At 39.5% G+C, this 12,246-nt stretch carries 10 protein-coding genes and 1 tRNA gene; 7 read left to right on the plus strand and 4 right to left on the minus strand.

Features of this window, described 5'->3' with window-relative positions; translation table 11 throughout:
* On the plus strand, positions 1 to 122 hold a 122-nt coding region (locus FTV03_RS05615), incomplete at its 5' end, for a zinc ribbon domain-containing protein (protein WP_180005585.1).
* A 242-nt stretch (positions 123 to 364) separates the two neighbouring features.
* On the opposite strand, the gene prpF is transcribed toward FTV03_RS05615, so the two are convergent.
* A complete protein-coding gene (prpF, locus tag FTV03_RS05620; protein WP_180040408.1) occupies positions 365 to 1,555 on the minus strand; it encodes a 2-methylaconitate cis-trans isomerase PrpF in 1,191 nt (396 codons plus the stop codon).
* A 329-nt stretch (positions 1,556 to 1,884) separates the two neighbouring features.
* Here prpF and FTV03_RS05625 point away from each other — a divergent pair, with 329 nt between their 5' ends.
* From FTV03_RS05625 to FTV03_RS05640, 4 genes are all read left to right on the plus strand, one after another.
* A complete protein-coding gene (locus FTV03_RS05625; protein ID WP_078189974.1) occupies positions 1,885 to 3,273 on the plus strand; it encodes an amino acid permease in 1,389 nt (462 codons plus the stop codon).
* 73 nt (positions 3,274 to 3,346) lie between these two features.
* Positions 3,347 to 3,419, plus strand: a tRNA-Arg gene (locus tag FTV03_RS05630).
* A gap of 538 nt (positions 3,420 to 3,957) precedes the next feature.
* Positions 3,958 to 5,499, plus strand: coding sequence for an outer membrane protein transport protein (locus FTV03_RS05635; protein ID WP_180040410.1), 1,542 nt, complete (start codon positions 3,958 to 3,960; stop codon positions 5,497 to 5,499).
* A gap of 305 nt (positions 5,500 to 5,804) precedes the next feature.
* Positions 5,805 to 6,956 carry an OmpP1/FadL family transporter gene (locus FTV03_RS05640; RefSeq protein WP_180004312.1) on the plus strand — a complete coding sequence of 384 codons (1,152 nt, stop codon included), beginning with the start codon at positions 5,805 to 5,807 and terminating at the stop codon, positions 6,954 to 6,956.
* Positions 6,957 to 7,028: 72 nt separating this feature from the next.
* Here the strand turns inward: FTV03_RS05640 and thrH are convergent, their stop codons facing one another.
* Positions 7,029 to 7,646, minus strand: a complete 618-nt coding sequence (gene thrH, locus FTV03_RS05645; protein ID WP_078189978.1) for a bifunctional phosphoserine phosphatase/homoserine phosphotransferase ThrH — start codon at positions 7,644 to 7,646, stop codon at positions 7,029 to 7,031.
* A gap of 200 nt (positions 7,647 to 7,846) precedes the next feature.
* Between thrH and FTV03_RS05650 the strand changes: the two genes are divergently transcribed.
* Both FTV03_RS05650 and FTV03_RS05655 read left to right on the plus strand, forming a co-directional pair.
* A complete protein-coding gene (locus FTV03_RS05650) occupies positions 7,847 to 8,581 on the plus strand; it encodes a phosphoadenylyl-sulfate reductase (protein WP_168379034.1) in 735 nt (244 codons plus the stop codon).
* Positions 8,582 to 8,748: 167 nt separating this feature from the next.
* Positions 8,749 to 10,128 carry a wax ester/triacylglycerol synthase family O-acyltransferase gene (locus FTV03_RS05655; RefSeq protein WP_168379035.1) on the plus strand — a complete coding sequence of 460 codons (1,380 nt, stop codon included), beginning with the start codon at positions 8,749 to 8,751 and terminating at the stop codon, positions 10,126 to 10,128.
* A 311-nt stretch (positions 10,129 to 10,439) separates the two neighbouring features.
* On the opposite strand, the gene FTV03_RS05660 is transcribed toward FTV03_RS05655, so the two are convergent.
* Positions 10,440 to 10,613, minus strand: a complete 174-nt coding sequence (locus FTV03_RS05660; RefSeq protein WP_168379036.1) for a PA1571 family protein — start codon at positions 10,611 to 10,613, stop codon at positions 10,440 to 10,442.
* A gap of 142 nt (positions 10,614 to 10,755) precedes the next feature.
* On the minus strand, positions 10,756 to 12,210 hold the full coding sequence (rng, locus tag FTV03_RS05665) for a ribonuclease G (protein ID WP_111885603.1): 1,455 nt from the start codon (positions 12,208 to 12,210) through the stop codon (positions 10,756 to 10,758).
* Positions 12,211 to 12,246 lie beyond the last annotated feature (36 nt).

Raw genomic sequence — 12,246 nt, forward strand, 5'->3', positions numbered from 1 at the left:
TTGGAATAAGAGAATGGGAGTGCATGAGCTGTGGTACAGCTCATGATCGAGATATAAACTCAGCTCTAAACATTCTTGCGCTTGGGCATAAGCGTCTAGCTGTAGGAATCACCCTCTTTTAAGGGGGTGAGGATGTCAATAAGTCTTTTTTAAGCATGGTTTCGCTACTTTTTTTCAGGGTAAAGCTACGCAAAATGCTAACAAAATTAATCTGACATAAATCACAGAAACTTTCTAATATTAAATGCAGTTCATATTATATAAAAAGATATACCAATTCATGATTTGCTTATTCATATAAAAGATAAAGGCAAAAAAAAGCCCCTGCAAAGCAGAGGCTGATTTCAAATGAGATGTTAAATGCTTAATCCAAACTATCCGCAGGAATACGCACCCAGCCTTCCATTAAGACACGCGCACTTCGGCTCATCACGGCTTTTTTAACGACCCACTGACCATTTTCATAAATTGCTTGCGCACCTACACGTAGCGTCCCAGACGGATGTCCGAAACGCACAGCTTCTCGCTCCCCACCACCCGCGGCTAAGTTCACAAGCGTTCCCGGTATCGCCGCAGCTGTACCAATGGCAACTGCCGCTGTGCCCATCATGGCATGATGCAGTTTCCCCATCGACAAGGCACGAACCAATAAGTCCGTATCTTGTTCTGAAATTTGTTTAGAACTCGAAGATGTATAGGCTTTCGGTTTTGAAACAAATGCAATCTTTGGGGTATGTTGACGCTGTTCTGCTTCAGCAATATCTGAAATCAAACCCATTTGCTGCGCACCATAAGCACGGATTTTTTCAAAACGGGCCAATGCCTTGGCATCACCATTGATTGCATCTTGCAGTTCAGTGCCGACATAACCAATATCTTCTGCATTTAAGAAAATCGTTGGAATACCTGCATTAATGAATGTTGCAGGGAAACTGCCTTCATCGGGTACGGTTAAAGTATCGACCAAGTTCCCTGTAGGGAACATAGCGCCGCCATCTTCACCATCATCTGCGGGGTCTAAAAATTCAATTTGAACTTCAGCTGCTGGGAAGGTCACACCATCTAGTTCAAAATCACCGGTTTCTTGTACTGCACCATCAGTAATAGGTACATGCGCAATAATGGTTTTTTGAATATTGGCTTGCCAAATACGAACCGTACACAAGCCATTTTCAGGAATACGTGATGCATCAACCAGACCATTTGCAATGGCAAATGCACCAACAGCTGCCGTTAAGTTTCCGCAGTTACCGCTCCAGTCTACAAATGCTTTATCAATCGACACTTGTCCAAATAGGTAGTCGACATCATGCTCAGGCTGTGAACTTTTTGCCAAAATAACGGTTTTACTGGTACTTGATGTTGCTCCACCCATCCCATCAATTTGTTTGCCATAAGGATCTGGACTGCCAATCACACGTAATAAAAGTTGGTCGCGAACTTTTCCAGCTTGTTGTGCTGCAAGCGGCAAATCATCTAGCTTGAAAAATACACCTTTACTAGTACCACCACGCATATAAGTCGCTGCAATTTTAATTTGGGGAGCAAAACTCATTTTTATTGAATCCTTAATCTTTATCATTGTGTTTTGGCAGAGCGTTTTTTCTGCGCTTTTGCATCATACAATGTTTAATTGAAGTTTTAACAATCACATGACTTAAGTATAAAAAAACAACATTCGATACCTTTTCCATATAAAGCCAAGTATAAGAATTTCAATTAAAATAAAATTAATCTATTGATTCATAAATTTTTAATTCAGCATTTAAAACCAAAAATAGGTTATCAAACCTATAAATATTTTTCATAAATTTTGAGCTACTAGGCTATTCATTCTCTATACATTACAATTACCAAAATTAAACCATTCTCGGGAAGAGTAACTTGACTACCAATTCCTCCGAACTCAAGCGTGGCTTAAAGAATCGTCATATTCAATTGATTGCCATGGGTGGTGCAATTGGTACAGGCTTATTCTTGGGCTCAGCGCATGTGATTCAATCTGCTGGACCATCCATTATTCTTGGCTACGCCATTGGCGGTTTGATCGCCTTTCTAATTATGCGTCAGTTGGGTGAAATGATCGTCCATGAACCTGTAGCGGGTTCATTTAGCCATTTTGCATATAAATATTGGGGGAAATTTCCAGGTTTCTTAACAGGTTGGAACTACTGGATTCTCTATATTTTAGTGGCAATGACAGAACTCACCGCTGTTGCGAAATACATCAATTACTGGTGGCCTCATATTCCAGCATGGGCATCTGTACTGTTCTTCTTCGTGATCATTACTTTAGTAAACTTAGGTAATGTGAAGTTTTATGGTGAATCTGAGTTTTGGCTGTCGATTATTAAAGTCACTGCAGTTATTTCGATGATCGTATTTGGTTTGTATTTGCTACTTACAGCAGATGCCAACTCTACAGCATCATTTACCAACTTATGGAGTCAGGGCGGCTTCTTCCCAAATGGTTTTGAAGGCTTATTCTTCATGCTAGCTTTCTTGATGTTCGCCTTCGGTGGTATTGAACTGATTGGTATGGCGGCAGCGGAAGCTGAAAATCCAAAAGAAACTATTCCTAAAGCGATTAACCAAGTTGTTTTTCGTATTTTGATTTTCTACGTGGGTTCTTTGACTATTCTATTATCACTTGTGCCATGGAATCAGCTTGAACTAGGTGGTTTAGACAAAAGTCCATTTGTGATGATCTTTAGCCAACTGGGTATTGATTGGGCTGCACATTTACTGAACTTCATTATTTTAACTGCAGCACTGTCTGTTTATAACAGCGGTATGTATGCCAATAGCCGTATGCTTTACAGCTTGGCGAAGCAAGGTAATGCACCAAAAGTTTTCGCAAAAACCAACAAAAGTGGCGTGCCAATTCCAGCAGTATTACTTTCTGCAGTACTGATTTTCGGTTGCGTACTCTTAAACTACTTCGTACCTGAAGATGCGCTAGGTCACTTAATGTATGTGGTGGTTGGTGCGCTTGTTCTGAACTGGGCGATGATTACCATGACTCACTTACAGTTCCGTCGTGCAAAACGTATTTTGAATTTTACAACGTCTTATCCTGCACTTTGGGCGCCAGTCAGCAACTACATCGTTCTGATCTTTATTGCATTAGTTCTCTTTATTATGTGGACTCAGGGCTTTATGGAATCTGTTCTGATGATCCCTGTTTGGATTACAGTCATGTTATTAATGTTTAACTATCTTAATCCTAAAGATTTGAGCGACATTGACCCCAATGAAGTTCATAAAGATTAAGTAATTTAAAAAGTTATTGTTTCGGCAATAACTTTTTTTTTAGCTAAAATAGGAGTACATTAGCCTCCGTCTTGCGCTCTTAGCTTAACTGGATAGAGCAGTTGCCTCCTAAGCGACCGACGTGGGTTCGAGTCCCGCAGAGCGCACAATTTCTGAGATATCCCTCCTCCCTGTATTTGTAATCCCCCATATACCAATAAATATAAAGAAAGAACCTTTCACACTAAAAACCCATCAATTACAGTTTTTAACTTAGTTATTGTTTTTACAAAGATTACTATTCAAAGACTATTTTTAAGAACAGTTAAATAGCGCTTTAAAATGTGCTAACCACCTACCTCTCAATGCAAAAAACGACACATAGTATGGTCCATAAGGCCAAAAAATCAATTTATGACTGCTCATATCAAAATTTTTTCAATTTTTTTCTAGGTTTAGAAAATAATGCGCTAAATAAAAATATTAAATAATAATCAAAATGTTATATATACTAATTAGTACTTTTACTCTAAAAATAGCAACTTTTAGCCATATTTTTCAATCTAGAGCATTTACTCTTATTTTAATTGTGCTATTTTTGTCACATGGAGTAACAATTAAGCCTAAGAGTATTAAGAAGTTTTCCATAACGAATATATGCAGTAACCATAAAAATCAAATTCGTATCTCAAGGAATGACGAAGAATGAAATTAAAAACTTTAGCTACAGCCATGATTCTTGCTTCAGTTCCAATGACAGGTGCTTTTGCTGCAGCAATGGACCGTTCAGGACAATCTATTTCTGCATTTTTACAACCAGGGAACTATTTTGAAGCAGGTATTTCAGTTCTAGATCCTACAGTTTCTGGTAAAGAAGCTGGTGAAACAGCTACACGTCGTAATATTGAAGACATGGGTGATGATTATTACTTCCCTTCAGCCGCATTAAAACTACAATTAACAGATAAATTTTCATTCGGTCTTCTATATGACCAACCATTTGGTGCCGCTGCTGAATATAAAGGTAATAATGCTTTTGTTTCACAAGTTTCTGACACGATATTACCTCAACCACTATTAGACAGCATGGTTCGAAATGAAGTTACTCAAACTTTAAATCAACTTACAAGTACACAAATTGTAGGTTTAGCAGCGCAAGGCTTGCTTACACAACAAGGTATGTCTCCAACAAACCCAGCTTATAATGCTACTTTACAAGCAACCGTGACAGGTATAATCACTCAAGCAGGTGGTAATGTTGATACAGCTGCTGCTGCAGTACGTCCACAAGTTGAAGCTGGGGCATTTACTCAAGGTCAACAGCAATTACAACAACGTTTAGATAATGCAGGTGTTGCTCTAGGCCAAGGAAATACAAAAGTTTCTGTAGACACTCAGAACTTAGCTTTTGTTTTTGGCTTCCAACCTACGCCAAATTGGAACATCTATGCTGGTCCTGTTTATCAAACAGTTAAAGGTAGCGTAAGCCTACGTGGTCAAGGCTATAGCATTTTTAATGGCTATGACTCAAACATTAAAGAAACTGGTGATCTTGGTTGGTTGGCAGGTGTTGCTTACCAAATTCCAGAAATTGCACTTAAAGCTTCTTTAACATATCGTTCTGAAATTGACCATGAAACGACAATTCGCGAAACAATTCCAACTGCTGGCGCGTTAACGCTACTTGGTCAAAACCCTGCAGATGTAGTTGGAGCTAAGGGCACTTCAACGATTACTACACCTCAGTCTGTAAACCTTGATTTCCAATCCGGTATCATGGCTGACACCGTTGCATTTGCAAACGTGCGTTGGGTTGAATGGTCAAATTTCGCAATTCGTCCATACCAATTCGGTTTAATGTCTGAAGCAGTTGGACAATTACCAGCAGTTAACCGTCCGAACGGCTTTAACTTAGTTGAATATTCTGAAGACCAAATTTCTGCAACAGTTGGTGTTGGTCGCAAACTTAGCGAACAATGGGCTGGTAACGTATCTGTAGGTTGGGACTCAGGTGCTGGCAACCCTGTATCAACACTTGGCCCTACTGAAGGTTACTGGAATGTCGGCTTAGGTTTACAATTTAGTCCTGCACCGAATTACTTCATTGCTGGTGGCGTGAAATACTTCATGCTCGGTGATGCAAAATCTCAAACAGCTGCTCAATTTGGTGAAGATAGCCGTATTGTTGGTGAATTTGAAGATAACGATGCTTGGGCATACGGTTTAAAAATCGGTTACCGCTTCTAATTTAAATATGATTCGGGCCATAGTTCGCTATGGCCCTAACTTTTTATTCTTTCCCTATCTTGTTTGATCAAACAATAAACATTTAAATTTACTAAAACATTTATCAAAAACTAAGCTTTTTACTCTAATTTTTCATTTAAAAATCATAAAGATAATTATCAAGCACTAGAATAAACACTCTAGTCATGCTCATTTTTTAACTTCCCTAGTTCAATTTTAGAGTAGCAACTCTTATTTACTGTTTTTCTATTTATGTTACTTTCCACACATTGAAATAACATCAAAAGTTACAAACAGGGAAAAGTATGCGCTTAAATCACCTTAGCTACGCAATTTTACTTACCGCTTTACCAACAGCATCATTATTTGCAGCGGGTCTAGATCGTTCAGGTCAGTCTATTTCAGCATTCTTACAACCTGGTAACTATGCAGAAGCAGGTATCACTGTTCTAGATGCAGAAGTAAAGTCAAATGAACTTAATGTCGATGACATGGCGAAGTCATATTACTTCCCTTCCGCTGCTGTCAAAGTACAAGCGACTGACAAAATTTCACTAGGTTTAATTTACGACCAACCATACGGTGCAGAAGCTGAATATGATGCTGCATCGCAAGTATTTGGTAATGGTGCTCAAGGTACATCTGTAGATGTTAAAACTGAAAGCTTAACTGCCCTAATTGGTTACCAACCAAACGAAAATTGGAACTTTTATGCAGGTCCAGTTTGGCAAACTGTAGAAGCCAATATCAAACTACGTGGTGCTGCTTATGGTGGTAATGCCAAACTTGGTACTTATAACATCGAAATGGAACGTGAAGAAGCTTATGGCTGGTTAGCAGGTGTTGCTTATTCGATTCCTGAAATTGCATTAAAAGCGGCTATTACCTACCGCTCTGAAATTGAACATAATACAAAATCCAATGAAACTACGCTTCTACCGTATCCATCTTTAAGTGCGCTGACATCATCTGTTGATGCAACAACACCTCAATCAGTTAACTTAGATTTCCAAACAGGTATTGCTAAAGATACGCTAGCATTTGCCAATGTTCGTTGGGTACATTGGAGCCAGTTTGCGGTTAAACCAACTTTACTTGGTAACGTAAGTTCAATTCCAGCACCTCATGTCCGTCAAAATCTTATTGATTACTCAGACGACCAATGGTCAGCTAATGTTGGTGTAGGCCATAAATTTAACAGCAAATGGTCTGGTTCTGCATCTGTAGGTTACGATTCGGGTGCTGGCAACCCTATTACGACTTTAGGCCCTGTTGAAGGGAATTGGAATGTTGGTCTAGGTGGTCAATATAGTCCTGCTGAAAACTATTTCATCCAAGCAGGTGTTAAATACTTCTGGTTAGGTGATGCTACTGCTCAAACTGGTGGTAATCCAGTAGGTGAATTTGAAGATAACCATGCGCTTGGCTATGGTTTGAAAATAGGCTATCGCTTCTAAGTTGTTAGAACAGCTTTGCATTAAACAAGAAAGGGCGCATAAGCGCCCTTTTCTATAACCAGCTATACAGAATTAAGCTGGAATATCACGAACTGAAGCATTACGAATCGCTTCTTTTAATGCAGCATAGCCATGAATTGGTGGGAATTGTGGAAATTCTGCAATCACATTGTCAGGCGCATCAAATAAGAAACCCGCATCTGCTTCACCAAGCATCGTCGTATCGTTATAAGAATCACCTGCTGCAATCACCCGGAAGTTTAACCCATGCAATGCTTGAACGGCTTTACGCTTTTGATCAGGTTGACGAAGCTTATAAGCTGAGATCATACCATTTTCATCAGTTTCTAATTTGTGGCAGAAAATCGTTGGCCAACCAAGTTGCTGCATTAATGGATGTGCAAACTCATAGAAAGTATCTGAAAGAATAATCAATTGAAAATGAGTACGCACCCACTCTACAAACTCTTTTGCACCTTCAAATGGCCCCATATCTGCGATTACGTCTTGAATATCGTTTAAACCCAAACCGTGTTGTTTTAGGATATTTAAACGCTGAGTCATCAACACATCGTAATCTGGAATGTCACGAGTCGTTGCTTCAAGTTCTTTAATGCCTGTTTTTTTCGCAAAATTAATCCAAATTTCAGGTACTAAAACCCCTTCTAGATCTAAACAAACGACTTCCATGCACTCTACCCTCTGTTATGTGAAAAAAATTTTTCAATATCATAGCGGAAGAATAAAAAAATGCATTGTTCTTTTTTAAATCTATTTTTTTCATAAGTATCTATTTTTTAGTGATAAGTGTGTTTTAGCATTTCCATTAAAATAGTTCTGAAATAAATTAATATAGGTTTTAACGTTCCAAGCCTATAGCCAGGACATTCATGACTACCATCCCTACTATTGACCTTGTCGATGCACTTGCATCTGAATATGCAGATAAATCACCTTCTGAGATTATGAAACTTGCGCTTAGCCAGCAAGGTGAAGTTGCGATTTCCTTTTCTGGTGCAGAAGATGTTGTACTGATTGATCTTGCATCGAACTTAGGGATTCCTTTTCGTGTATTTAGTTTAGATACCGGTCGCTTACACCCTGAAACTTACCAATTTTTAGATACTGTCCGTAAACATTATAAAATTGATATTGAAATCTGTTTCCCAGAAAGTGATGCCGTACAAAAACTGGTAACAGAAAAGGGCTTTTTTAGCTTCTATCAAGATGAACATAAAGAATGCTGTGGTATCCGTAAAGTACAACCTTTGCGTAAAAAACTAGCCACTTTAGATGGCTGGATCACAGGTCAACGTAAAGACCAAAGCCCAGGCACACGTAATGAAATTCCTGTGGTACAAGCAGACCCCGGTTTTTCAGGTCCGGGCAAGCAATTGATTAAATATAATCCTTTGGCAAACTGGTCTAGCGCTGATGTCTGGAACTATATCCGTCTAATGGAAATTCCATATAATCCACTACACGAACGAGGCTTTATCTCGATTGGCTGTGAACCATGTACTCGACCTGTTTTACCGAATCAACACGAACGAGAAGGTCGCTGGTGGTGGGAAGATGCAACCCATAAAGAATGCGGCTTACACGCAGGCAACATGAAAAAATAAAGATCACAAAACCACTGCATAGCAGTGGTTTTTTTCAACGCATCGATACACATAATTCCGTATCATTTCAACGTAAAAACGCTATACTGCAAATGACAATTTAATAATTCTAACAATGCTACTCATACATGAGCAGCTGTAGAAATTGCAGTGAGGCAATCAACGCTATGCGTCCATTACATCCTATTGATTTCATATTCTTAAATTTAGAGAAACGGCAACAACCGATGCACGTAGGTGGTCTATTTTTATTTCAGATCCCTGACAATGCACCAGATACTTTTATTCAAGATTTAGTCGCAGATATTCGTAATTCAAAATCCATTCCCATTCCTCCTTTTAACAATAAACTCAACGGCTTCTTTTGGGATGAAGACGAAGAGTTTGATTTAGATCATCACTTCCGCCATATCGCACTGCCGCATCCCGGTCGTATCCGTGAACTTTTGACTTATATTTCACAGGAACACAGTGCGCTGATTGACCGTGCAAAACCGCTTTGGACCTGCCATATTATTGAAGGCATTGAAGGCAATCGTTTTGCCATGTACTTCAAAATCCACCACGCGATGGTCGATGGCATTGCAGGTATGCGTTTAGTTGAAAAATCACTTTCGCATGACCCAGATGCTAAAAGAATTGTGCCACCATGGTGTGTAGAAGGCCCTCGTGCAAAACGCCTGAAACAGCCTAAATCCAGTCGTATGAAAGGTCTGTTATCGACCATTAAGGGACAACTTGACTCAACTCCACGAGTTTTGTACGAACTGTCACAAACAGTAATGAAAGATATGGGGCGTAACCCAGATTATGTGTCTAGTTTCCAAGCGCCGAGTTCAATATTAAACCAACGGGTTAGTTCTTCTCGTCGTTTCGCTGCTCAGTCTTTTGAATTTTCACGTTTGTCACATATTGCCAAGTCACTCGGCGTAACAATTAACGATATTGTGCTCGCAATTTGTTCAGGCGCATTACGTGAATATTTAATTACACAAAATGCTTTACCTAAAAAGCCATTGATTGCCATGGTGCCTGCATCTGTGCGTACCGATGATTCAGATATGTCTAACCGTATTACCATGATTTTGGCCAATCTTGGAACCCATAAAGAAGATCCGCTAGAACGGTTGAAGATTGTGCGTCGTAGTGTGCTCAATGCCAAAGAGCGCTTTAAGCGTATGAACTCGAATCAAATTTTAAACTACAGTGCTTTTGTCTACAGTGCAGCAGGTTTAAATATTGCATCAGGCTTCATGCCAAAACGTCAGGCCTTTAACTTGGTCATTTCGAATGTTCCCGGCCCACAAGAGCCGTTATATTGGAATGGTGCACGTTTAGAAGCGCTCTACCCTGCGTCTATTGTTTTGGATGGTCAAGCGCTTAATATCACCATGACCAGCTATTTAGATAAGCTTGAAGTTGGTTTAACCGCATGTCGTAATGCGCTGCCAAAAATGCAAAATTTACTGACGCATTTGGAAGAAGAAATTCAACGATTTGAAACTATTGTGAACCAAGATTCCCCAAAGTTACAGGCGGTTAGCTAACCGCCTGTTTCTAGATTTGGTATCAATTCATCAGCATCTTGAACCATACATAATGATAAAAACCCGTCTAAATTGAACAATCTAGACGGGTTTTTAGTATTTGAACTTTGATTGATTTTTTGGAGCAATTTATGTGTATAAGCTAAAATTTAGGTGAACAAATCCGTTGCTATTGTTTAATTATGACTTGTAGATACGAACTGATAATTAAGTTTATTTTCCATTATTTATAAAATTTTAGCGCATTAAATATTTTAGAATTGCGCGTTAGCACTTTAACCCTCTGGATTACATTATTTATATTTCAATATTTAAGCTTTAATTGCTCGGCACTGTTTAAGTAACTGATGACAAGCAGAACGAATCATAGACGCTGTAATTTGAACCTCATTACCACGCTCATCCACGATATAACCTGAATGGATCGCTTTTGCTTCAACAACAGTTTTAAGACCACTTTTCATTACTGTTTTACTAACACCCATAGTACACCTCTTTTTGCTAAGCCATTTTCAAGTCCAATGCAGGAAAATGGCTTTGGCTATTTGATGTGTCTAGTATTCAAAATAACAGTTCAAAAGTAAAATCTCAGTTGTAACAAGTGTTTAACGATATTCTGTTACAATTTCAGCTCAGAATGATATCGTATTGCTCTTGCGTATATAAATTTTCCACTTGGAACTTGATCACACGGCTAATAAAGTGCTCTAAATCAGCTACCGCAGGTGCTTCAGCAGTTAACAATCGGTCAATCACCGACGGATGTGCCACCACGGTAAAACCACTTTGTGACTCATAAGCACGTGCATATCTCAAGATTTCACGGAAAATTTCATAGCAAACTGTTTCAGCCGTTTTCACATAACCACGCCCCTGACAGGTCGGGCAAGAATCACAAAGGAGATGCTCTAAAGATTCACGGGTGCGTTTCCGAGTCATTTCCACCAAACCCAGCTCAGACACTTGAGTGATCTTGGTTTTAGCATGATCGCGCTCAAGCATTTTCTCAAACTGGCTCATCACTTCTTCACGATGATGTGCTTCTTGCATATCAATGAAGTCAATAATGATAATCCCGCCCAAGTTACGTAGTCGGAGCTGACGTGCAATGACCTGTGTGGCTTCCATATTGGTTTTAAACACAGTGTCTTCAAGCGAACGACCACCAACGTAGGAGCCAGTATTGACATCAATCGTGGTCATCGCTTCAGTTTGATCGATCATCAGGTAGCCGCCAGACTTAAGTGCTACACGTGTCTGTAAGGCTTTCTGAATATCCTCTTCGACATTGTACAAGTCAAAAATTGGACGCTCACCTGGATAATGCAGTAAGCGATTTTGCATACTCGGTACAAATTCTTGGACAAACTCTTGCAATTTGCCATGTACTTCGCGTGAGTCGACCTGAATTTTAGACGTTTCTTCGTTGGCTAAATCACGGATGACGCGTTGTGGTAAAGGTAGCTCTTCAAAAATCAAAGATGGTACGACAATACTGCGTTGTTTACGTTGTATGTATTCCCACAGTTTTGCTAAATAGGCCATGTCCTGCGCAATTTCACATTCAGGAATACCTTCGGCAGCAGTACGAACGATGACTGAACCCGGTAAGTTGTGTTCCTTTTGAATGCGTTCAATCATGCTACGCAAGCGATCACGTTCTTCTTCAGACTCAATGCGCTGTGAAACACCGGTATGACTGCCATATGGCATTAAAACAAGGTAACGAGAAGGAATAGAAAGATCAGTTGATAGTCGTGCACCTTTGGTACCCAACATATCTTTCATGACTTGTACGGTGAGTACTTGCCCTGGTTGTAACAGCTCAAAAACATTCGGGGTTGGTTGATTGCGCTGCCAGACCATATCATTGATATGTAAAAAAGCCGTTCTCGACAATCCAATATCAATAAAAGCAGCCTGCATACCCGGAAGCACGCGAACAACTTTCCCTTTATAAATATTGCCCACTAACCCACGCTTCACGGTGCGTTCAACAAATAATTCATTGACCGTACCGTTTTGAATCAACGCCACACGACATTCCATCGGTGTGACATTAATCAACAACTCGTCAGACATATCAAAACTCAAAACATTATAAAAATTCTTGTGTTG

The sequence above is a fragment of the Acinetobacter sp. YH12218 genome, from assembly GCF_013417925.1.
In the GTDB taxonomy this organism is placed as follows: domain Bacteria; phylum Pseudomonadota; class Gammaproteobacteria; order Pseudomonadales; family Moraxellaceae; genus Acinetobacter; species Acinetobacter amyesii.

What these genes read in the sequence shown, in the direction of transcription:
- FTV03_RS05660 (WP_168379036.1), bottom strand. Translation starts at nt 10,613, where the DNA reads ATGGGTGTTAGTAAAACAGTAATGAAAAGTGGTCTTAAAACTGTTGTT.
- FTV03_RS05635 (WP_180040410.1), top strand. Translation starts at nt 3,958, where the DNA reads ATGAAATTAAAAACTTTAGCTACAGCCATGATTCTTGCTTCAGTTCCA.
- rng (WP_111885603.1), bottom strand. Translation starts at nt 12,210, where the DNA reads ATGTCTGACGAGTTGTTGATTAATGTCACACCGATGGAATGTCGTGTG.
- prpF (WP_180040408.1), bottom strand. Translation starts at nt 1,555, where the DNA reads ATGAGTTTTGCTCCCCAAATTAAAATTGCAGCGACTTATATGCGTGGT.
- FTV03_RS05655 (WP_168379035.1), top strand. Translation starts at nt 8,749, where the DNA reads ATGCGTCCATTACATCCTATTGATTTCATATTCTTAAATTTAGAGAAA.
- FTV03_RS05640 (WP_180004312.1), top strand. Translation starts at nt 5,805, where the DNA reads ATGCGCTTAAATCACCTTAGCTACGCAATTTTACTTACCGCTTTACCA.
- FTV03_RS05650 (WP_168379034.1), top strand. Translation starts at nt 7,847, where the DNA reads ATGACTACCATCCCTACTATTGACCTTGTCGATGCACTTGCATCTGAA.
- thrH (WP_078189978.1), bottom strand. Translation starts at nt 7,646, where the DNA reads ATGGAAGTCGTTTGTTTAGATCTAGAAGGGGTTTTAGTACCTGAAATT.